Source organism: Flavobacterium cryophilum, assembly GCF_048286555.1.
Taxonomy (GTDB): Bacteria; Bacteroidota; Bacteroidia; order Flavobacteriales; family Flavobacteriaceae; genus Flavobacterium.
This window is the reverse complement of record NZ_JBLVPZ010000001.1, coordinates 707071-728295: the sequence shown is the minus strand read 5'-3', so window position 1 is coordinate 728295 and position 21225 is coordinate 707071. Positions and strand designations below refer to the sequence as shown.

Annotated in this window: 20 protein-coding genes; 5 read left to right on the top strand and 15 right to left on the bottom strand. The window is 34.8% G+C overall.

Annotation, left to right across the window (positions count from 1 at the left end):
* Positions 1-91: 91 nt before the first annotated feature.
* Complete coding sequence (locus ACNQGJ_RS03290; protein WP_417970106.1) at positions 92-481, bottom strand: HIT family protein; 390 nt, start codon at positions 479-481, stop codon at positions 92-94.
* A 67-nt stretch (positions 482-548) separates the two neighbouring features.
* Entirely contained in the window at positions 549-1025 is a 477-nt protein-coding gene (greA, locus tag ACNQGJ_RS03285; RefSeq protein ID WP_417970108.1) for a transcription elongation factor GreA, read from the bottom strand.
* A gap of 162 nt (positions 1026-1187) precedes the next feature.
* Here greA and ACNQGJ_RS03280 point away from each other — a divergent pair, with 162 nt between their 5' ends.
* Positions 1188-1601: a Rieske (2Fe-2S) protein gene (locus tag ACNQGJ_RS03280; protein ID WP_417970110.1), complete on the top strand. Its 414-nt coding sequence runs from the start codon at positions 1188-1190 to the stop codon at positions 1599-1601.
* 60 nt (positions 1602-1661) lie between these two features.
* Here the strand turns inward: ACNQGJ_RS03280 and ACNQGJ_RS03275 are convergent, their stop codons facing one another.
* From ACNQGJ_RS03275 to ACNQGJ_RS03250, 6 genes are all read right to left on the bottom strand, one after another.
* Positions 1662-3815 carry a TonB-dependent receptor gene (locus ACNQGJ_RS03275; protein ID WP_417970112.1) on the bottom strand — a complete coding sequence of 718 codons (2154 nt, stop codon included), beginning with the start codon at positions 3813-3815 and terminating at the stop codon, positions 1662-1664.
* Between the two features lie 277 nt (positions 3816-4092).
* Positions 4093-4497 carry an alternative ribosome rescue aminoacyl-tRNA hydrolase ArfB gene (gene arfB, locus ACNQGJ_RS03270; protein WP_417970114.1) on the bottom strand — a complete coding sequence of 135 codons (405 nt, stop codon included), beginning with the start codon at positions 4495-4497 and terminating at the stop codon, positions 4093-4095.
* Positions 4498-4538: 41 nt separating this feature from the next.
* Positions 4539-6647: a DUF4301 family protein gene (locus ACNQGJ_RS03265; protein ID WP_417970116.1), complete on the bottom strand. Its 2109-nt coding sequence runs from the start codon at positions 6645-6647 to the stop codon at positions 4539-4541.
* Complete coding sequence (gene pnuC, locus ACNQGJ_RS03260) at positions 6602-7231, bottom strand: nicotinamide riboside transporter PnuC (protein ID WP_417970118.1); 630 nt, start codon at positions 7229-7231, stop codon at positions 6602-6604. Before pnuC ends, ACNQGJ_RS03265 begins: the two co-directional genes overlap by 46 nt.
* A gap of 14 nt (positions 7232-7245) precedes the next feature.
* Positions 7246-7962 carry a phosphoglycerol geranylgeranyltransferase gene (locus ACNQGJ_RS03255; RefSeq protein WP_417970120.1) on the bottom strand — a complete coding sequence of 239 codons (717 nt, stop codon included), beginning with the start codon at positions 7960-7962 and terminating at the stop codon, positions 7246-7248.
* Between the two features lie 37 nt (positions 7963-7999).
* A complete protein-coding gene (locus tag ACNQGJ_RS03250) occupies positions 8000-8629 on the bottom strand; it encodes a 4'-phosphopantetheinyl transferase family protein (protein ID WP_417970122.1) in 630 nt (209 codons plus the stop codon).
* 254 nt (positions 8630-8883) lie between these two features.
* Between ACNQGJ_RS03250 and ahcY the strand changes: the two genes are divergently transcribed.
* A complete protein-coding gene (gene ahcY, locus ACNQGJ_RS03245; protein ID WP_417970124.1) occupies positions 8884-10200 on the top strand; it encodes an adenosylhomocysteinase in 1317 nt (438 codons plus the stop codon).
* Positions 10201-10399: 199 nt separating this feature from the next.
* Here the strand turns inward: ahcY and ACNQGJ_RS03240 are convergent, their stop codons facing one another.
* The 3 genes from ACNQGJ_RS03240 to rplU form a co-directional block, all read right to left on the bottom strand.
* Positions 10400-12115 carry a T9SS type A sorting domain-containing protein gene (locus tag ACNQGJ_RS03240; protein ID WP_417970126.1) on the bottom strand — a complete coding sequence of 572 codons (1716 nt, stop codon included), beginning with the start codon at positions 12113-12115 and terminating at the stop codon, positions 10400-10402.
* An 880-nt stretch (positions 12116-12995) separates the two neighbouring features.
* The gene (gene rpmA, locus ACNQGJ_RS03235; RefSeq protein ID WP_035669638.1) at positions 12996-13262 is read right to left on the bottom strand and encodes a 50S ribosomal protein L27; all 267 of its coding nucleotides are present in this window, start codon (positions 13260-13262) and stop codon (positions 12996-12998) included.
* Between the two features lie 23 nt (positions 13263-13285).
* Positions 13286-13708 carry a 50S ribosomal protein L21 gene (gene rplU, locus ACNQGJ_RS03230; RefSeq protein ID WP_131990334.1) on the bottom strand — a complete coding sequence of 141 codons (423 nt, stop codon included), beginning with the start codon at positions 13706-13708 and terminating at the stop codon, positions 13286-13288.
* A gap of 232 nt (positions 13709-13940) precedes the next feature.
* Between rplU and ACNQGJ_RS03225 the strand changes: the two genes are divergently transcribed.
* A complete protein-coding gene (locus ACNQGJ_RS03225) occupies positions 13941-15266 on the top strand; it encodes a M16 family metallopeptidase (protein WP_417970128.1) in 1326 nt (441 codons plus the stop codon).
* A 13-nt stretch (positions 15267-15279) separates the two neighbouring features.
* The gene (locus ACNQGJ_RS03220; protein ID WP_417970130.1) at positions 15280-17328 is read left to right on the top strand and encodes a M16 family metallopeptidase; all 2049 of its coding nucleotides are present in this window, start codon (positions 15280-15282) and stop codon (positions 17326-17328) included.
* Between the two features lie 70 nt (positions 17329-17398).
* Here the strand turns inward: ACNQGJ_RS03220 and ACNQGJ_RS03215 are convergent, their stop codons facing one another.
* Positions 17399-18265: a DMT family transporter gene (locus tag ACNQGJ_RS03215; protein ID WP_417970132.1), complete on the bottom strand. Its 867-nt coding sequence runs from the start codon at positions 18263-18265 to the stop codon at positions 17399-17401.
* 109 nt (positions 18266-18374) lie between these two features.
* Here ACNQGJ_RS03215 and ACNQGJ_RS03210 point away from each other — a divergent pair, with 109 nt between their 5' ends.
* Complete coding sequence (locus ACNQGJ_RS03210; protein WP_417970134.1) at positions 18375-18746, top strand: heavy-metal-associated domain-containing protein; 372 nt, start codon at positions 18375-18377, stop codon at positions 18744-18746.
* Between the two features lie 63 nt (positions 18747-18809).
* On the opposite strand, the gene gldD is transcribed toward ACNQGJ_RS03210, so the two are convergent.
* The 3 genes from gldD to ACNQGJ_RS03195 form a co-directional block, all read right to left on the bottom strand.
* A complete protein-coding gene (gene gldD / locus ACNQGJ_RS03205) occupies positions 18810-19373 on the bottom strand; it encodes a gliding motility lipoprotein GldD (protein ID WP_417970136.1) in 564 nt (187 codons plus the stop codon).
* A gap of 65 nt (positions 19374-19438) precedes the next feature.
* On the bottom strand, positions 19439-20734 hold the full coding sequence (locus tag ACNQGJ_RS03200; RefSeq protein WP_417970138.1) for a gliding motility-associated protein GldE: 1296 nt from the start codon (positions 20732-20734) through the stop codon (positions 19439-19441).
* A 23-nt stretch (positions 20735-20757) separates the two neighbouring features.
* Complete coding sequence (locus ACNQGJ_RS03195; protein ID WP_417970140.1) at positions 20758-21198, bottom strand: single-stranded DNA-binding protein; 441 nt, start codon at positions 21196-21198, stop codon at positions 20758-20760.
* Positions 21199-21225: the final 27 nt, after the last annotated feature.

The following is a 21225-nucleotide window of genomic DNA, read 5'->3' as shown; positions in this document are numbered from 1 at the left end:
TACTGTAGGCTAAAAAATTAAAAGGGGATAGGTTTTCACCCATCCCCTTTCTAAACTAAAACCATACCAATTTATTTTATTTGTGTAACTATTATAAATTGATTTTTATGCTTTCTGCCAATGCTTCAAATTCATCTTTGGACAAGGATACTTTATTTTGAAAACGCATTTCGTCCATTTCATTCAAGGGAATCAAGTGAACGTGTGCATGAGGAACTTCAAGTCCTACAACTGCCATTCCGATTCGTTTACACGGAACCGTTTTTTCAAGCGCAACTGCAATTTTCTTTGAAAACTGCATCAGTCCCATATACAAATCATCTTCCAACTCAAAAATCTTATTTATTTCCTGTTTCGGAATACAAAGCGTGTGGCCTTTTGCATTTGGATTTACATCTAAAAACGCCAAGAAATTTTCATCCTCTGCGATTTTGTAACAGTGAATTTCTCCGTTTATAATTTTGGTAAATATACTTGACATTGTTGAATTGGTTAATTGTTGAATCGGTTAAACGGTTAAACAATTAACCGTTTAAACCTCTAACTATTTAATCGCGAGAAATCTCTAAAATTTCAAATTTCAATACTCCATTTGGAACGGTGATTTCTGCTACTTCCCCTACTGATTTTCCTAGTAAACCTTTACCAATTGGAGAGGTTACAGAGATTTTTCCCGTTTTTAAATCGGCTTCACTTTCTGCTACTAATGTATATTTCATTTCCATTCCATTGGTTTGACTTTTGATTCTCACATTAGATAGTACTAATACTTTAGAAACATCAAGATGTGTTTCATCTATTAATCTGGCATTAGAATGGACTTCTTCCAGTTTAGCAATACGCATTTCCAGCATTCCTTGTGCTTCTTTCGCAGCATCGTATTCGGCATTTTCAGAAAGGTCGCCTTTGTCTCTTGCTTCGGCTATATCAGCAGATGCTTTTGGACGCATCACGCTTTTCAAATGATCTAATTCTTCTCTTAATTTCTTTAACCCTTCTGCGGTGTAATACGATACTGTACTCATAACTTCATCATTTATATAAATAGAAAAAATCCCATCAGCACGGGATTTCTTTCCACAAAGATACTATTATTATTTTTTCATCTATAAATATATGTTAATCATATATAATTCAAAGTTAAATAAATTAAATTTGTTTCACTAATACTTTGACACTATTTTAAAATGAAAAAATACCTGCTGCTTTCCTTTATAATGCCTTTCTTTTTTTCGTGTAGTGATGCAGGTTTTGACAACACGAATCCTTTTGTTCCTAATTATACTTTTACGGTAGATATTAATATGAATCTGCCGGCATATTCGAATCTCAAATATGTAAGCAATGCCATTTATTATCCCGGAGCAGGCGCACGTGGCATTATTATTTTTAATACCGGCAGTGGTTACAATGCTTTTGATGCCGCTTGCCCCAATCAAGCTATGAGCTCTTGTTCTACCATGACCATAAATGGGATCAATGCCGTTTGCGGATGTGACAGTAAAGAATACAGTTTATTTACCGGACAAGGCCCTTTACAATATCCTATGAAACAATATCGCGTTCAAGTAAACGGAAATGTGCTTCGGGTTTATAATTAAACCAAAAAATCCTGACAGGTAAACCATCAGGATTTTTCTCATTATAGTTAAAACAACATTCTAAAACTTTAGCGTCAAACCGGCAAGGAAGTTAATTCCCGCTTGCGGGTAATAATACGGATACACATCATACATGTATCCATTAGAAACATATTTTTTATCTAAAAAATTATTCACTAAACCTGTCAAAATAATTGATTTAAAAACCGATTTTGGTTTAAACTCATACGCAACGTTCAAATCATTCACAAAATAATCTGCCAACTTTGCTGCCGGCAATTCAATGTTATTCATGTATTGTTCCCCAACGAATTTTTGCAACCATGAAATATGAAGATTCTCTACAGGTGTGTATACCAAAATATTTCCCGCAATAATTGATGGTGAATATGCGATATCCGTAGTTCCATAATCCTGACCTTCAACTGCTAAATCAATATTTTTATTGGCACTCAACGTAAAATTAGGACGAATAATCAATTGGTCTGTCAATGCTATTGTAGCATCAACTTCCAGTCCTAAACGGTAGCTTTTTTCGCTGTTGGAACGTATTGGAGCACCTACATCATCTAAACTTCCTGTCAAAATCAATTGGTCTTTATAGGCCATATAATACACATTTGAGTTGAATTTTACTTTCTCTGCACTATATCTCCAACCCAATTCAAAGTCATTCAGTTTCTCTGGCTTTACGTTTCCGCCTTCATAATCACTCCTATTCGGTTCGCGATTGGCTCTGGCGTATGAAAAATACACGGAATTCCCAGAATTGATTGCGTAGGTTAATCCCGTTTTGGGGTTAAAAAAATTAAAAGTGTCATCTACAATTGTTGGCTGTACGCCGTTAGCTTTGTAGTTAACCGTGCGGTATTGTAAATCTCCAAATAAACTTAATTGCGCTGTAATTTGATAATTGGCTTTGGCAAAAACAGTCCCATCCGTTTTAACGGCATAATCATCATAATAACGATCTCCTAATTCACTCTGCGAAGCAAATCGTGCCCAAATAACTTTTCCAAAATGACTGCCTTCATACTTATTCCATCCGCCACCAAAAATCACATCCAGTTTATCTTTCTTGTAATTTGCAGAAAATGTAGTTCCGTAGAAATCGTTGTCCAACCATTTTTGACGAATCAAATCCGTAGTTGTTATTGCGCCAGCAGGCTCTAATCCATAATCAGCTAAATCAGCATCTTCTTTATAATTTTCATAGAATCCTTTTCCTTTGGTATAATGCAAAGCAAAATTAGTACTCCAGTTTTCAGATATTTTTTCGTTCCAATGCAACTGAGCGTGATCTTGCTGGTAATTATCGGTTTCATTGTCATAAAAACGAGCATTTCCTTGTTCATCCGTAAACGCTCCTGCTGAATTAAACGTTCGGTCACTGTTCAGCATGTCGCCATCAATTCCGTTCCAAGATTGGTACGTTTTTTCAGTACCTCCAAAAACCAATGCTTTGATTAACGTTGTTTTCCCTACATAAGTCCCTTGAAGAAAATAGGATTTCAAATCAGATGCGCCGCGATCCACATATCCATCTGAATTCAAAGCGGACAGGCGTCCTGCAATTTCAAAATGATCGTTCATCAAACCTGTACTAAATTTTACCGTGTGTTTCCTAGTATTGAAACTTCCAAAAGAGTTCGAGATTTCTCCTGTGCTTTCTTTGGCAAAATTATCGGTAAGCATATTTAAGCTGGCACCAAAAGCTCCTGCTCCATTCGTAGAAGTTCCCACACCACGTTGCAATTGCAAACTCTCCAGCGATGAGGCAAAATCCGGCATATTTACCCAATAGGTTCCATGACTTTCAGAATCATTGTAAGGAATTCCGTTGATAGTGACATTCACTCTTGTTGCATCGCTACCACGAACCCGAATTCCGGTATACCCTACTCCATTTCCAGCATCAGAAGTCGTTACAACTGACGGCAAATAATTCATCAGGATAGGAATATCCTGTCCTAAGTTTCGAAATTTGATTTCCTTTTTATCTAAATTGCTAAAACTAACTGGCGTTTTTGAAGTAACACGAATTGCTGAAATTAAGACTTCATCAAGTTGGTTTACTTCTGTAGTGTCTTTGACTTGAGAAAAAGAGAGAAAAGAAAAGAGAGAAAAGAAAAGAGAAAATAGGCGAATCCTAAGTAAGTTTGAGGGTTTCGTCTTTGTGCCTTTGCGGCCAATAAAATAAAATAAAGTATTCATTCGTAAAAAGATTACGAATAAAAGGGGGAATTATTCTTTTGTTAAATTAAAAAATGATTGTTTCCTATGACAAATAAAGTAGTGTGCACGCTATTTGTTTGTCATTTTTTCCCTTGACAACATTACTTGTCCAGGTTCTTTGGGTATAATCTCAGCTTTATTCTGAACTTGATTCAGAATCTGAAATAAATCCAGATTTTAAGCACCCCTTTGAGACAGCGCAAAAGTAGTTTTTTTTGTTTAAAGTTTTAAATTTTATAAAATAAAAATAAAACACTTACTCCAAATTAGGTTTTCTCCTGTTTTTCTTAACCTCAGACATGTTTTTTTTATTCTTAATTCGTTTTCTAATAACTGATTTTGGAATTTTAGTCGGTTTTCGCTCTTTAGGAATATGCAATGCGTTTTTTATAAGTTCCAAAAATCGTTTGGTTACAATTTCCTTATTTCTAAACTGACTTCGGTCTTCATCACAATTCAAGATTAAAACAGCATCAGTTGTTAACCTAGAAGATAATTTGCTTTCAACCAAAAGTTTTTCTTCGTCAGTTAAAGCCTGAGAATTTTTCAAATCAAAAGTCAGTACGACTTTTGAAGAAACTTTATTTACATTTTGACCACCGGCGCCACTACTGCGAACGGCTTTAAAACTTAACTCCGATATGATTTTTTGGTTTTCCATTTATGCTGTCCCGAAGTTTCAGGATTGTTTCAATATGATTATTACGGCTGATGCTCTGGTTTTAATAAATCATTGACCGTTTTTACCGGATTAAAAGTAATCAAAGGCACTTGGACAAAGACGGTAATCCATTTTGCCATGGCGCCATTCCATAAACCAGGCAATTCATAGGATTTAAAATCCCTTCCAAAAGTAGTTTTCTCTACTATAAAACCACTATTGTGGTCTACAAATTGAGCCAAATCAAACTTCTCATTTTTATAATTTTTGATTCCACAAACGATATCAACAGGATTAAAATGCGTGGAAGCATTCACTATTTTTCTTTGGTTATCATCTGATAAATCTACTTGGGAGCTCTCAACAATTTGCAGTGAAATGGAACCTTTTTTATCTTTTACCCAAAAAGGGCCACCTCCTGCTTCACCCTCATTTTTTACCATTCCACAAACTCTGATAGGTCTGTTCAAAATAGCTTTGATTTCAATTATTTTGTTTTCAAAACTTAGCGTATAAAAACGGCTAGGGATTCTAATATTTAATTTTTCGGCTAAAAAAAGTAAAATTTCTTCACTTTCCTCTTGTTGAATTTCCTCCGCATCAATAGCATGTAAATACTTAAATACTTGCTGTTGTAATTCTATTAAAATTCCCACCAATGCTTTTTTATATAAAGCAATTTTCTGAATGTTGTTTTGGAGTATATTGTCAATATTTTTTATAAAAATAATATCAGCATCAAGACTGTTTAAATTCTCTATCAATGCGCCATGCCCACCCGGCCTAAAAAATAACGTACCATTTTCATCTCTAAAGGGCTTGTTTTCAAAATCTACAGCAAGAGTATCTGTACTCTCATTTTGATAGGAGTAACTGGTGTGTATTACAGTGCCGGATTTATTTTCTATTTTATTTTTAATGTCATCAATAACACTTTCAATTTGTTTTTGATGTGATTCAGAAACAGTAAAATGTAAATTTGAATTTGCATAATGAACACATTCATTCAAATGTTCTTCAACAGGAGTTGCAATGTGTGTTTTGTATTTATGAAAAGGCAGAATTGCTTTTGGCTTACCGGCAAAATCAAAGTATTCCGGAGCTAAAAGTAGTTTTATAAAATAATAATTTTTATCGCTATTATCTAAAGAATTAAAATCAGTAAACTCCTCTCTAAGTTGCTTATCAATTGCTGCAAAAAAAGGAAATTTATCCATGCCAACTATAAAAATCGATAATTCAGCATCTTTTTTCCTGTTGATGTAAGCGTTGATACTTTCATTTTCGACATCAAATTCATTCAAAAAGGTACTTAAAAACGTAAACATTCTACTTGCCGCTCCCGATGCAGGAACAAATTTCTCCAATTTTAAACTGGATTTATTGGCTTCAAAATACGCTGCTTTTAGTCTAAAATCATTATCTGATAATTTTAAAATACCATTCAATAAAGTTGCCGATTCCACCAGTGTACTCCTTGTTATCCCATTCGTAAAAAAACTTAGCTGTTGCTGAATATTTTTTATTGGAATTCCTTTATTATAAATTTGAATATAATCAAGAGAAGAAAGCCCCATTTCTCTGATTTTTGACAAATCATTGACGATAGCAACAGCTTTCTTCAATCGTAATTTTTTATCGCCGGAAAGAATTACGAATGGTTTTTTATTATCAATTAAGGATTGCTTAAAAATTGCAAATACAGATTTTCTTTCTTCAGGACGATCTCTTAAATCATCTTTTTCCCACGGAACGTCGATATCCGTTAGAAAAAACAAATCGTACTGATGTTCCAGAGCTGCTTGCTCTAATAATGGATCACAATAGTCATAATATACTTCTGAAAAAACTTTAGTCACCAATAAATTAGTATCACAAAAAAGGTATTTATTAGCGATTAAAGCCTTTTCATTTTCTAATTTTGTTTGCCCTAAAGCAATAGGAAGCATGTCGTCAACGTCACAAATTTGCTGGTTTATATCCCATTTTTCTTGCAGATATTCTCGTGCGTATTCAGGAACCCATTCTGTTCTGTAGTGTTCAGCGAGTTGTTTTGCTAATGTGGTTTTCCCTGTACTTTCGGGACCAAACAACGCAATTTTAATTATTTTTGTAACTCCGTTTGAGAGTTGTCTGAGATTTTCTTCCATTCTAAATAGCCAAAAACGGCAACTATTGTAAATACTATGTATTGAAAACTTGTAAAAGTAAATCCTTTTGAAAAATATAATTGAATAGAAATTACATCTCCAATAATCCAAAATACCCAGTTTTCTACTTTCCTTTTGGCCATGAGCCACATTCCTACAAAGAAAATCCCTGTGATAAATGTATCTACGTAAGCATACCAAGTGGTGAATTTATCAAAATATTGATACACCGAAACCACAAAAACGACCGTAAATATAAAAAGAATTATCGCAATTCGTTTTTCAGTACTCGAAATTTTTGAAATTGGGAACTCAACCGTATCCTCTTTTTTTCTGGTCCAATGGTACCAACCATAAATACTCATCACAAAATAATACCCGTTGATCATCATATCGCCCCACAAAGTCCATTTCCAAAGTAAATAAACATAAATAAATGTACTCACTAATCCCGTTGGAAAAACCAAAATATTGTCTTTTTTAGCGTACCAAACACTTAATAAACCAAATATAACTGCCACAATTTCTAGAACAATATCGAATGTTGGGTAATCTCTATACTGAGAAAAAAAATATTCTATCATTAGTCAATCTTAAATTATTGATTAAAAAAATTCATATCGTTTTCAAAAGCAGTCCCTATAACTACTAAATCAGCTCCTGCATCACAAGCCTTTTGAATTCCCTGTAAATCTACAATTCCGCCACCAACAAGTACTGGAATTTCAATTTTTTGAGAAACTAATGCAATCATTTCTAACGGCACGGCTTGTTTTGCACCGCTTCCTGCTTCCAGATAAATCAGCTTATTTCCTAACATTTCGCCAGCTTGCGCGGTTTGAATTATATAATCAATATTATTGCGGTCTAATGGCTTGGTTTTACTAACGCGTTCTACTGCGGTTTCATTGCCACTTTCAATCAGAATGTAACCAGTCGGGATTACCTCTAAATTTGTTTGTTTCAAAAGTGGAACAGCATTTACCTGATGTTCTATTAAATAGTCGGGATTCCGTCCTGAGATTAAAGACAGAAACAAAATTGCATCGGCTTTATCTGAAATCTGGGATGGGTTTCCAGGAAAAAGAACGATTGGTAAATTACAGTTTTGTTTAATTTTTATAATTAATTCGTCAAGAATAGTAGTTGTAACGTGGCTTCCGCCAATGAAAATATGGGTCGCAGGCGATTGCTTTATTTTTGAAATTAAAAGATTTAGGTTTTCTAAAACTAATTTGTCGGGGTCGAGAAGGATAGCCAGTAATTTTTGGTTATTCGTTTTGGCTTTTATTATTTGGCTGTATAGGTTCGTCATAAGTTTTACCGCTAATTCGCTAATTTGCGGTTTGTTTTTAATTTTCGAAGGCGTAAACTAGAGTGAAATTTTCTATTTCTTCAAAATGAATATTGAAATCCTTTACTACATTAGAAAAATGAAGTTTAGCATTATTTTGTTTAACATTTAACTCGAATGATTGAACATTTATATGATCTTTGAAGCTAATTCCTTTTTCGTTTCGAATTTTAAAAATGGCTTCTTTCGCACCCCAAATTACCGTTAATTTCCGTACGTATTCATCATCATTCCGATCTAGGAATTGAAATTCTGAGTTACAGAATTTATCGGCGATCCCAATGATTTTGTCTCTTTGCAATTCAATATCAATTCCTACGGTTTCATCACTGATGATAATTGCCGAAAAATTATGGGAATGTGTTATCGAAATATGCTGTTCTCCATGAAGATGTGGTTTACCTAATTCATCATAATATAAGTCTAAATCCGTGTGGTTCGTTTCCTGTAATAACTTGCGAACACTGAGAAAGGCGCGCTGGTGCATGTCAGATTTCATTCCGTCGAGCCGGATGCGATTGCTATTGTTTAACACCACTTGTTCTAACAATTCGGTAACGGATTCGGTTACTTTCCAAACGAGGATTTTAGTTGTAGAATTGAAATTTATGATTTTAAAAAGTGGCATCGTGATTAGGTTTCGTTTTTTAGCCCCGGTAGCAGCGGCATCCTTTTTTTACGCTTTTTTTAGCGTAGAAAAAGATATAGCGGATAACGGGAAATAGCTTCAAAAACTGAAATAAGTACAGTTTAAAAAAATTATTTAGTTAATGTTCAAAAGATTAGCGAATTAAACAATTCATAAATCTTTTAGAAAACAGTAAAATTCTAAAGTTATTACGTAAATTTGCAAAAAATTTTACACTTACAAATATACTATAAATGAGTACTACAACTACGCCTTTTGTGGCTTTCAAAGTAAAAGACATTTCTCTAGCGGCTTGGGGAAGAAAAGAAATTGAACTAGCTGAAGCTGAAATGCCAGGTTTAATGGCGCTTCGTGCGGAATATAAAAACGAACAACCGCTTGCTGGTGCTCGTATTGCTGGATGTTTGCACATGACAATTCAAACTGCGGTTTTGATTGAGACACTTATCGCTCTAGGTGCTGAAGTGACTTGGAGTTCTTGTAACATTTTCTCTACTCAAGATCAAGCTGCTGCTGCGATTGCTGCTGCAGGAATTCAAGTTTATGCTTGGAAAGGTTTGAACGAGGTTGATTTTGACTGGTGTATTGAGCAAACATTATTTTTTGGGGAAGACAGAAAACCACTAAACATGATTCTTGATGACGGTGGAGATTTGACTAATATGGTTATTGACCGTTTCCCAGAATTGGTTGCTGGAATTAAAGGATTATCTGAAGAAACTACTACAGGAGTTCACAGATTGTACGAAAGAGTAAAAGCGGGAACATTGCCAATGCCGGCAATTAATGTAAACGACTCGGTTACAAAATCGAAATTTGACAACAAATACGGTTGTAAAGAATCAGCAGTTGATGCGGTTCGTCGTGCAACTGATATTATGCTTGCCGCAAAAAGAGTAATCGTTTGTGGGTATGGTGACGTAGGTAAAGGAACTGCTGCTTCTTTTAGAGGTGCTGGTTCTATTGTTACGGTTACTGAAATTGACCCAATTTGCGCCTTACAAGCTGCAATGGACGGTTTTGAAGTAAAGAAATTAGACACAGTTATTGCTACTGCTGATATTATTATTACCACTACTGGAAATAAAGATATCGTTTTAGGTTCTCATTTCGAAAAAATGAAAGACAAAACTATCGTTTGTAACATTGGACACTTTGACAACGAAATTGATATGGCTTGGTTGAACACAAACCACGGTGCATCAAAAATTGAAATCAAACCACAAGTTGACAAATATACGATTGCCGGAAAAGATATTCTTATCCTTGCCGAAGGTCGTCTGGTAAATCTTGGTTGCGCTACAGGTCATCCAAGTTTTGTAATGAGTAACTCATTTACAAACCAAACGCTAGCTCAAATCGAATTGTGGAAAAACAGCGCGGCATACAACAATGACGTATACATGTTACCAAAACATTTAGATGAGAAAGTAGCTATGTTACATTTAGCTAAATTAGGTGTTGAATTGGAAACGTTACGTGTTGATCAAGCTGATTACATTGGTGTTCCAGTTGAAGGTCCATTCAAACCAGAATATTACAGATACTAGTAGTAAGAATGTGCTACTAAGTACTAAGATACAGCCCTTGCAGAAATGTGAGGGTTTTTTGTTTGTATTAAACTTATAGATTTTACAATCGGATTTTTATAAAGGTTACCAGAATTATACACCTACCCTCTTTACATTTAATAAAAAAGGGTAACAAGATTTTATCTCATTACCCCTTGTAAATAAATTAATTGTTGCTTTATAATTTTTGAGCTTTAACTATTTTTCTTTTAGCTCCTTGAATTACTTCAATAAAATACATTCCGTCACTCAATTCATTTCCAAAACGAATATTCTCTTTAGGTTCTGAATTAAATTGACGTATGATTCTTCCATGTATATCTACTATTCTTATTGTGATTGGTTCATCACTTAAAGGTGTAATAAACAACCCAAAATCAGTTGAAGATGGATTTGGAGCTACAGTAACTTTCATGTCAGGAGATTTCGTTGTTGCACTAGTTCCACCTAAAGGACAACCTGAATTATTAAGAATATCCAATTGAGTTGCTAACGTTCCTGGTGCTTTATTTCCAGTAACAAATGCCACATTAACAGCATTTACCACTAATTGAGGATTACTAGAATAAGGTGCTGGATAATCAACCTCCTCACTACAAGCATTCAATAAAGCGGCCACCCCTTGACGAGCTAAATTATAAATACCTCCGCCATGTGAATTTAGAGCTTGTAATAAAGTTAAATTAGCAAGACTAGATGGTGCATTTACAAACACACTACCAAACAACATTGAAGGGGTATAGGTTGAACACCATCTATTGGTGTGATTTTTCCAGTATCCCAAAGTACAACCTTCTGCAACATTACAAGATTCAATTGATACTGATGTGGTAGCTACTGCTGCCGGACAGCCTCTACTCGCCGCAATGGTATAAGTTACTAGATACGTACCTACAACGCTCGCACTTGGTGTTATTAATCCCGTTGCGCTATTAATTGTTAATCCTGCAGGTGAAGAAGTAAATGTTCCACCTCCCGTTCCAGTTAAGGTTACGGCTGCCATAGTCTCTGTAGTACATAATGACGCTCCTGCATAAACAATGGCTGCCCTTGGTGCCGGTGCACTAAGAAGTACCGCTACTGTGGCTGTGGAAATACATCCACCACTATTTACCGTTACACTATAGCTGCCCACTGCAAGACCAGTGAAGATATTGCTGCTTTGATAGGTACTGCCATTGATGCTGAAAGTCAATCCAGTACCTGTTGGAGCGGTAACCGTAATGGTTCCCGTAGCCAATAGACAGGTGGGTTGCGTTAGGGTCACTGTTGCCGCTATCGGTGCTGCCGGTACGCTAAGAATCACCGCTACTGTTGCTGTAGAGATACAACCTGCGCTATTTTTTACCGTTACGTTATAGCTGCCCACTGCAAGATTAGCGAAGACAAGAGTGCTTTGATAATTAATACCATTGATGCTGTATGTCAATCCAGTACCTATTGGAGCGCTAACCGTAATAGTTCCAGTTGGCAGAGAACAAGTTGGCTGCGTTAGGGTCACCATTGCCGCTACCGGTGCTGCCGGTACGCTAAGAATCACCGCTATTGTTGCTGTAGATCCCAAACATCCGTTGGCATCTTTGGCGATGATCACATAAGCTCCTGCCGTTACATTGGTAAAGATGTTTGAGGACTGGAACGCTCCACCATTTATACTAAAGGTATAGGGAGAAGCACCACCCGTTGCACTCACTGTCAACGTGGTTGTTCCGCCGGTACAGCTGATCGCTGTTCCAACAGTGGCTGTTACTGCAAGGGTTGGACATACTTGAACAATTCCATTACTTAAAATTGACACTTTTGGAGGGTCAATTTTAACACCATTTGAATACGAATTTACATTACCAACAAAGATTAAAAATGCCAGTAAAAAAAGGGTAAAATTTGATTTCACGATATCTAAGATTTAGTTTGAATACTCCTTTAAAAATTGATTTGCAAAGTCTGCTTGTTTAACTAAACATCAACCACAGTCTTTTTATATTTAAATAAATTATACTCTAATGACTTGCCAAATGAAACGTGGCAAATCACAACTATTTTTAGTAGAACACGATTTAATAGAATACGTTATCAATTTCCATTAAATCTCATAATAAATAAAGTAGGAAGAAAACCGAAAAATTACACATTGGAGAAATGCAATTTACAGTGCGAGGGACAACTTCAAAAATTACATTTATGAAGAACTCAAATATTAAAAAAACACTCTATTGGGCACAACATCAAAAAATTTAAAAAACTCAATTAAAAAAATTTGCAAACCAATAAATAGGCTAAAACCTGAAATTTACACATTGGGGAGTGCAACTTACAGAAATAGTATCAAATTCAAAAAAAATTTGAAGCATCAACGCTACAAAAACAACTTATCACTGAGATCAATAACCAAGTTATTTTATTAATTTTCATAGTTATTTTATCAAATAACTACAATCACGTTTTCAAAATAATGACTAAAGATAACAAACAAATGACCATAATATATTGAAACATATAAAACATCGTTAGACTTCGAATTTATCCGATAAAAAACATAACCGATAGGAACTTTAACACAAAAGATAAAAACTGTCAGAATACTTTTTTTATTAACTAGCTCATTAACAAATAATTAAAACATAGTTTTATTTAATAATAACAAAATTGAATATTACTAATCCGTTATTCCGATTTGCGAGAGCTGAGTGAAAGTAAGTCAAATACAATTGTTTATTTGGCACAAAAAAACCCGTTTCGAAAGAAACGGGTTTGGTACTAATTGATAAAATCAATTATGCTTCAACTTCAAATGGAAGGATAGAAACATACGATTTATTATCTCTTTTCTTTTGGAAGAAAACAACTCCATCTACTCTTGCGTGTAGTGTGTGATCTTTACTGATGTAAACGTTTTCACCTGGATTGTGTTTTGAACCTCTTTGTCTTACGATGATGTTCCCAGCAATAGCAGCTTGACCACCAAAAATCTTAACACCTAAACGTTTTGATTCTGATTCTCTACCATTCTTCGAACTACCGACACCTTTCTTGTGAGCCATGACGTATTAGTTTTATTTTGTTATTATTCTTGTGTATCTTCTTTTTTAGCTTTAGCTACTTTTTTCTTAGGAGCTTCAACTTCTTCTGTAGTTGCTTCAACTGCTGCTTTTTTAGGAGCTGCTTTTTTTGCACCAACACCAGTAATACCTTCAATTACAATTTGAGTAAGATATTGTCTATGACCGTTTCTCTTTTTGTATCCTTTTCTTCTTTTCTTTTTGAAAACGATAACTTTATCTCCTTTTAAGTGTTGTAACACTTTGGCTTCTACTGAAGCACCTTCTATAGCTGGGGCGCCTAAAGTGATTGTTCCGTTATCATCTAATAAAAGAACTTTGTCAAAAGAAACTTTTGAACCTTCTTCATTAGTCAAACGGTGAACATAAACCTTTAAGTCTTTGCTTACTTTGAACTGTTGCCCTGCTATCTCTACGATTGCATACATACTGAATTGTTTTAATAATTTTTAAGGTTGCAAATATACAATTAAATATCTAACCTGCAATTCATAAAACAAAAAATATTTACTGAACCTAACACCCTTATTTATCATACTTTTGAAGTTAATTGAGAAAATTTGAAGCGAACAATTGTTAAAGTTTTAGTGCGTAGTATTTTTGGTGTAACAATACCCCCTTTATCGGTACTTATAGTAAATAAAAAATTATTAATCCAATATGAAAAAATCAATAATGGCCTTAAGCACAGCGCTCATGCTTGGTGGAGTAGCCTCGGCTCAAAAAGTAGTTTTCGAAGAGTATAATTTAGACAACGGCATGCACGTCATTTTACACAACGATCCTTCTGCGCCTGTAGTTGTAACTTCTGTAATGTATCATGTGGGCTCCAAAGACGAGAAACCAGACCGAACTGGTTTTGCCCATTTCTTTGAACATTTATTATTTGAAGGAACCGAAAACATTAAACGCGGTGAATGGATGAAAATTGTAAGTGCAAACGGAGGAACAAATAACGCTAACACTTCGGATGACAGAACATATTATTATGAAGTATTTCCTTCTAATAATTTAGAATTAGCCCTTTGGATGGAATCCGAAAGATTAATGCATCCTGTAATCAATCAAATTGGTGTTAACACCCAAAATGAAGTCGTAAAAGAGGAGAAAAGAACCAGTTTTGACAATCGCCCTTATGGCAACATTCTTACGGTTGTCAAAGAAAACATGTTCAAAAATCATCCGTATCGATGGACTACCATTGGTTCCATGAAAGATTTAGATGCCGCAACCTTGGGAGAATTTAAAGCATTTAATAAAAAGTTCTACATTCCAAATAACGCTGTTTTAGTCGTTGCCGGTGATTTCGAAAAAAACCAGGCCAAAGAATGGATTCAGAAATATTTTGGACCAATAAAAAAAGGGACTGATGTAACGAAACAAACTTTTATTGAAGAACCAATTACTCAAACAATAAAAGCAACGTATCAGGATGCTAACATCCAGATTCCAATGTTAGTTGCGTCATACAGAACACCATCAATGAAAACTAGAGATGCCAGAGTATTGGATTTCATCTCTTCTTATTTAAGTGATGGGAAAAGCTCTAAATTGTATAAAAAAATCGTTGACGAGAAAAAAATGGCATTACAAATAGGTGCCGTAGGTTTTAGTCAGGAAGATTACGGAATGTATATCTTGTACGGTTTACCAATGGGAACAAATACCGCTGCCGATGTATTGAAAGAAATTGATGAAGAAATTGTTAAAATTCAAACCGAATTAATTTCTGAAAAAGATTTCCAAAAATTACAAAATAAGTTTGATAATAATTTTGTGAATGCCAATGCAAATGTAGAAGGAATTGCAGAAAATCTTGCAACCTATTATATGCTTTACGGAGACATCAATTTAATAAACACCGAGATAGAACTTTTACATTCTATTACTCGTGAGGAAATTAGAGAGGTAGCAAAAAAATATTTGAATCCAAACCAAAGATTGCTTTTGGATTATATTCCTTCCACAGAACAGGTTAAAAACTAAGACATTTTAAATCATGAAAAAAACAAATATATTATTATTCATTTTGTTGGTAACAGGAATTATGCAGGCACAAGAGCGCACACAACCCAAACCGGGAGCTTCCCCAATAGTAAACATTAAAAAACCACAAACTTTTGTTATGTCAAACGGTTTGAAGGTCATGATTGTTGAAAATCACAAACTGCCAAAAGTTAGTTTCAGTCTTTCGCTAGACAATGCTCCTTATGCCGAGGGCAATAAAAAAGGGGTCGATGACTTGACGAGCAGCATGATAGGAAACGGAAGTAAAAAACTAGCAAAAGATGTTTTCAATGAAGAAATCGATTTTCTAGGAGCTGATCTTAATTTTAATTCGCATGGCGCTTATGCAAGTACCCTTTCCAAATATTCTAAACGAATCTTGGAATTGATGGCAGAAGGAGCTTTACATCCCAATTTCACACAAGAAGAATTCGAGAAAGAAAAAGCGAAACTATTAGAGGGACTAAAATCGCAAGAAAAAAGTGTTGCTGCAATTGCAAACAGAGTTGTTGACGCACTTGCCTTTGGAAAAAACCATCCTTCTGGAGAATACATGACCGAAGAAACAATTAAAAACGTAACGCTTGCGGATATTCAAGCCAACTATGCCAATTATTTTGTTCCCGAGAATGCTTATTTAGTAATTATTGGAGACATTAAATACAAAGAAGCAAAACCAATTGTAGAGAAACTATTTGGATCATGGCAAAAAAGAAACACGCCAAAACTGACTTACGCGGCTCCAGAAAATGTACCGTTTACTCAAATCAATTTTGTCGACGTGCCTAATGCTGTTCAATCAGAGATTTCATTAGTGAACACTGTGAATTTAAAAATGAGTGATCCTGATTTCTTCCCTGCTGTAATTGCCACTTCTATTCTTGGCGGTGACTTCAATAGTTACCTTAATATGAATTTGAGAGAACACCACGCATGGACTTACGGCGCCAGTTCCGTAATAGGAAGCGGAAAATATGTGACTAAATTAAGGTCGACTTCAGCCGTAAGAAACGTAGTTACAGATAGCGCAGTAGTTGAATTCATCAAAGAAATAAAAAAAATACGTACGGAGAAAGTAAGTGAGGAATTACTGCGCAACACTAAAGCGGGTTACATAGGGCGATTTGTAATGCAGGTAGAAAAACCACAATCAATTGCCCGTTATGCCTTAAATATAGAGACAGAAGATCTTCCAAAAGATTTTTATGAAAACTATATTAAAACTATCAATGCGGTAACTGCCGATGATGTACTTCGTGCAGCTAACAAATATTTCCTATTAGACAATAAACGCATCATTATTGCCGGAAAAGGATCGGAAGTAATTCCCACTTTAGAAAAACTAAAAATCCCAATGTTTTACTTTGACAAATACGGAAATCCATTAGAAAAACCAGTTTTCAAAAAAGACATTCCCGCTGGCGTAACTGCAAAAGGAGTGATTGACAATTACATCAAAGCAATTGGTGGAGAAAAAGCAGCTTCTGCAGTTAAAACAATTGCGATGACCGGAACAACTACTATTCCACAAGCGCCTTCTCCATTAAATTTTACGTCAAAAATTGACGTTAAAGGCAAATTAATGGTTGAATTAGCGATGGGAACCATGAGCTTGATGAAACAGGTCGTAAATGAAAAAGGAGCTTACGTAATGCAACAAGGACAGCGTCAAAACATCGAAGGAACGACACTTGCCACCATGAAAGCAAGCGCGACGACTTTTGAAGAATTATTACTTTCTAAAAAAGAAGGATTGGTATTGAGCGGTATTGAAACAATCAATGGAAAAGACGCCTACGCTGTAAAAAATGAAAAAACAACATTCTATTACGATGTGACTTCGGGACTAAAACTGGCAGAATCTAAAGTAGTAGAACAAGGTGGTCAAAGCATCACTCAAACTACAAATTATGCGGATTACAAAGAAGTGAAAGGGGTTAAAATTCCTTTTAACATCATCCAAAATGTAGGATTTGAATTGGATATAAAAATATCTGATGTGAAAATTAATGAAGGTGTTTTAGATGCTGATTTTCAATAATCAAAATTTGAAATACGGAATTAAGGCTGTCTTTTTAGGCAGCCTTAATTGTTTTATAAAGTTTTAGACGCTATTTTTTAGCCGACAAATACACTCCGATTAAAATAATAAAGGCACCAAAAAACTGAACTTGCGTAAGCATTTCATTGTCTAATAATCCCCAACAAAAAGCAACAACAGGAATCAAATAGGTTACTGAAGTGGCAAAAACAGGAGAAGACATTTGGATTAATTTAAAGAACAGAATATTGGCAATTCCCGTTCCTACTACTCCAAGAACTATGATAAACAAAACTGATTCCTGTACTTTCACATCGTATGCCACGTCAAAAAAACCGGAGTAAAACAAGATGATGAATGCCGGCATCAACAACACCATAAAATTACCGGTAGTAATACTCAACGGACTCAAATCATGCAAGTATTTCTTAATTAAATTCACATTAACCGCGTAACATATTGAAGCTATTAAAACCAAAATAGCATAATAATAGTTTTGTTCCGGATGATGAATAGCGCCATTCAAAATCAACAAGGCGCTTCCTATTAAACCAATTAGAATACCAAAAATTTGATTTTTTTTGAACTGCAACCCAAAAACCAAAGCGCCTAAAATCAACGTATTTAATGGGGTCAGAGAATTCAAAATAGAACTCACAGAACTATCAATTTCGGTTTGAGCAATCGCAAATAAGTATGCAGGTACAAATGTGCCAAATAGAGATGTTAAGGCAATGTATCTCCATTTATTCCTAGGGATTTTAGATACACTTTTAAAACCTATCAACACTAAAAAAACAGCTGCAAAAATAATTCGCAATGATCCCAGTTGCAGCGCTGTTAAACCAATTAGCCCTTTTTTTATTAATATAAATGAACTTCCCCAAACCAAGGCAAGAACTGTCAAATACACCCATTTTAATTGCTTCGATTCCATACAGAAATTTTTGCCCCAAAATTGTAATTATTTTATGAATTAGTCCTCCTTTTTTTAATTAATTTTGCATTTCAGAAATACGCTTTTAATCTTTTAAATTTAGATCCTAATGAAAAAATCAATCGTAACGGTAGCACTTGCAGCTTCTTTATTGGTAGCCTGTAAACAGAAATCAACTGAAATTGTTTCAAACGAAACTACCGAAACGACCACTGTAATAGTTAAAAAAGAAATCGCAGCTGCCAATCTTCAAACGGCTAGTTTTACCGTAGAAGGAATGACATGTGCCATCGGTTGTGCCAAAACGATTCAAGAAGATTTGACCAAGCTGGATGGTGTTCAAGAAGCAACGGTAAATTTCGACACAAAATTAGCCAAAGTAACTTTTGACAAAACAGTTCAAACTCCCGAAAAATTGACTAAAGTTATCGAATCAGTTGCGGACGGGAAAACATACAAAGTTTTAAATATGAAGTCGTAATTCAAACTTTCAAATTGTATAAAAAAGCATTCGATTACTAGCGAATGCTTTTTTTATACAATATTATTTCCACTTCAAGGTTTCCATCAGTCGCTGCATGTCATTTTTGATATAACTCGCCGCCGGCATAATAGAGTCATAATTGGGTTTTGCATAAAAATAAACAGAGCCTGTTATAAAATGCTTCGTACTGTCTGTAGCGTAAAACTGGGAGTTTGTAGCAGCATTTCCTTCTACCTTGTAAAACATGCCATAGACTTTTTTATCTGAATTTAAATACGGTTGCTCCAGGATATCATCCGCTTTTATCACGTGTTCATAAGTCAATTTTTGCGCATCACGCAGCAGTTCTGTAATATTTTGAGCAACTGGTTTATAGGTAAGATAAATAGTTGCTTTCATTTTTGGGTACATAATCGTAAAACCACAATCTGTGTCTTTTTTAATAATGGCATCTGAATTCATTTCAAAAGTAAAAGGACATTCATTTTCAAAATTTACATATTTGGCTTCCGGATAATCCAATCGCAAATAGCTTGCTGGTTTTGGTATACTATCGTCTTTGCAACTAAAACTCAACACTGACATTATTACTATTACGGAAAAAGTGATTATTCTTTTTAACATTTCTATACTAAATTTATTTAATCTTTCATTGATTCCTTTTCATTCGGAGGGAACTGTAGAAAGGATTATTCAATAGTTACTTTTATTTGCTTCACCCTTTTTTGATCAACTGATTCTATTGTAAACACACAGTTTTCGAATAAAATTTTCTGATTTTTTTTTGGAAAATTTCCTAAAATTTCAAGAATAAAACCAGCCAGTGTTTCGGCTTCTCCTTTTTTTATTTCGAATAGTTCTTCGTCCACATCAATTATTCTGTAAAAATCTTTAAGGTTTATTTTTCCTTCAAAAAGGTAATTCCTATCGTCTATTTGAGAAAAATTAAGATTCTCATCGTCAAATTCGTCGCTGATGTCCCCTACAATTTCTTCAATGACATCTTCAAGTGACACTAATCCTGACGTTCCACCATATTCATCAACTACAATCGCTAAATGCCTTTTCATCCGCTGGAAGTCTTTCAGTAAATTGTCCAGTTTTTTATTTTCAGGAACAAAGAAAGGTTCTCGCAACAATGATTTCCAGTCAAATTCATTTGTATTAATATGCGGAAGTAAATCTTTGACAAACAAAACGCCTTCTATTTGGTCTATATTGTCTCGATAAACCGGAATTCTGGAATATCCTTTTTCTATGATTTTGGGACAAATAACAGAAAAAGATTCGTCTATTTCTAAAGCAAAAATATCGATTCTAGGACTCATCACTTGCCTCGTATCGGTATTTCCAAAACTTACAATTCCTTCCAAAATTTTTTGCTCTTCGGTCGAAGTTTCATCTGAAGCTGTTAATTCTAAGGCTTGAGACAACTGATCAACAGAAAAATTTGTTTTTTGCTTTCCTAATTTATTATGCAAATAAATTGTGGCAGCGCGAAGTGGCAAACTTATTGGCGAAAGCAATTTATCCAAAAAAGCAACGGGGTACGCAACAAGCTTGGCAAATTTTGTATTGTTTCTGCTGGCATATACTTTAGGCAAGACCTCTCCAAATAATAAAATCAAAAAAGTGGCTGTCAGCACTTCCAGAATAAATTTTAAAAGTGGCACCGTTACTCCCGAAAAAATAGTTTTCCCAACGAATGAAAACAACAGTATTATAGAAATATTGATGAAATTGTTAGCGACGAGAAGTGTCGCCAGCAGTTTTTTTGGTTTTTCTAAAAGTTTAGCAATAATTTTTCCTTTGGAGTTATTTTCCTGAACTGTTTCATCAATATCCTTTTGTGACAAGGAAAATAAGGCTACTTCAGCACCTGAGATTAATGCCGAACAAAATAGCAAAACAACTATTCCTGTAAAGCCAATCACTCCATTAGTATCAATAGCGTACGCAAAAAATAAACTGGGCTCTGGGTCCAAATTAGTTAAGATTAATTAAACAATCAAAATGGCAAGTCATTAATAGGCAGGACATTATTTTCTGGGTCAAAATTAGTGTTTTTAGCAACATCAGCTACAGGAATTTGTCTGTTGTTTTCACTGTCTTTTTTGGTTGTAAGAAAAGTGAATTCGGTTACCTGAATTTCACTGGTGTGTTTTGTGCTTCCATCCTCTGACTGCCATTGACGGGACTTAATTCGTCCTTCGATGTATATTTTATCGCCTTTTGAAAGGTATTTTTCACAAAGTTCAGCCGCTTTATTGCGTACTACCAGATTATGCCACTCTGTAGAAGTGATTTTTTCATTCGTAGTTTTGTTGATATACACTTCGTTTGTTGCCAACTGAAATCTTCCGATACAATTGCCTCCGTCGAAATAATGCATTTTGATGTCATCGCCAAGAAAACCAATTAGCATAACCTTATTTAATGTTCCGTTCATTTTAGGATTTGGTATTTATATCAAAGG

Bases quoted from the DNA above. Each gene is read 5' to 3' on its own strand.
- ACNQGJ_RS03290 (WP_417970106.1), bottom strand. From the start codon at position 481: ATGTCAAGTATATTTACCAAAATTATAAACGGAGAAATTCACTGTTAC.
- greA (WP_417970108.1), bottom strand. From the start codon at position 1,025: ATGAGTACAGTATCGTATTACACCGCAGAAGGGTTAAAGAAATTAAGA.
- ACNQGJ_RS03280 (WP_417970110.1), top strand. From the start codon at position 1,188: ATGAAAAAATACCTGCTGCTTTCCTTTATAATGCCTTTCTTTTTTTCG.
- ACNQGJ_RS03275 (WP_417970112.1), bottom strand. From the start codon at position 3,815: ATGAATACTTTATTTTATTTTATTGGCCGCAAAGGCACAAAGACGAAA.
- arfB (WP_417970114.1), bottom strand. From the start codon at position 4,497: ATGGAAAACCAAAAAATCATATCGGAGTTAAGTTTTAAAGCCGTTCGC.
- ACNQGJ_RS03265 (WP_417970116.1), bottom strand. From the start codon at position 6,647: ATGGAAGAAAATCTCAGACAACTCTCAAACGGAGTTACAAAAATAATT.
- pnuC (WP_417970118.1), bottom strand. From the start codon at position 7,231: ATGATAGAATATTTTTTTTCTCAGTATAGAGATTACCCAACATTCGAT.
- ACNQGJ_RS03255 (WP_417970120.1), bottom strand. From the start codon at position 7,962: ATGACGAACCTATACAGCCAAATAATAAAAGCCAAAACGAATAACCAA.
- ACNQGJ_RS03250 (WP_417970122.1), bottom strand. From the start codon at position 8,629: ATGCCACTTTTTAAAATCATAAATTTCAATTCTACAACTAAAATCCTC.
- ahcY (WP_417970124.1), top strand. From the start codon at position 8,884: ATGAGTACTACAACTACGCCTTTTGTGGCTTTCAAAGTAAAAGACATT.
- rpmA (WP_035669638.1), bottom strand. From the start codon at position 13,262: ATGGCTCACAAGAAAGGTGTCGGTAGTTCGAAGAATGGTAGAGAATCA.
- rplU (WP_131990334.1), bottom strand. From the start codon at position 13,708: ATGTATGCAATCGTAGAGATAGCAGGGCAACAGTTCAAAGTAAGCAAA.
- ACNQGJ_RS03225 (WP_417970128.1), top strand. From the start codon at position 13,941: ATGAAAAAATCAATAATGGCCTTAAGCACAGCGCTCATGCTTGGTGGA.
- ACNQGJ_RS03220 (WP_417970130.1), top strand. From the start codon at position 15,280: ATGAAAAAAACAAATATATTATTATTCATTTTGTTGGTAACAGGAATT.
- ACNQGJ_RS03215 (WP_417970132.1), bottom strand. From the start codon at position 18,265: ATGGAATCGAAGCAATTAAAATGGGTGTATTTGACAGTTCTTGCCTTG.
- ACNQGJ_RS03210 (WP_417970134.1), top strand. From the start codon at position 18,375: ATGAAAAAATCAATCGTAACGGTAGCACTTGCAGCTTCTTTATTGGTA.
- gldD (WP_417970136.1), bottom strand. From the start codon at position 19,373: ATGTTAAAAAGAATAATCACTTTTTCCGTAATAGTAATAATGTCAGTG.
- ACNQGJ_RS03195 (WP_417970140.1), bottom strand. From the start codon at position 21,198: ATGAACGGAACATTAAATAAGGTTATGCTAATTGGTTTTCTTGGCGAT.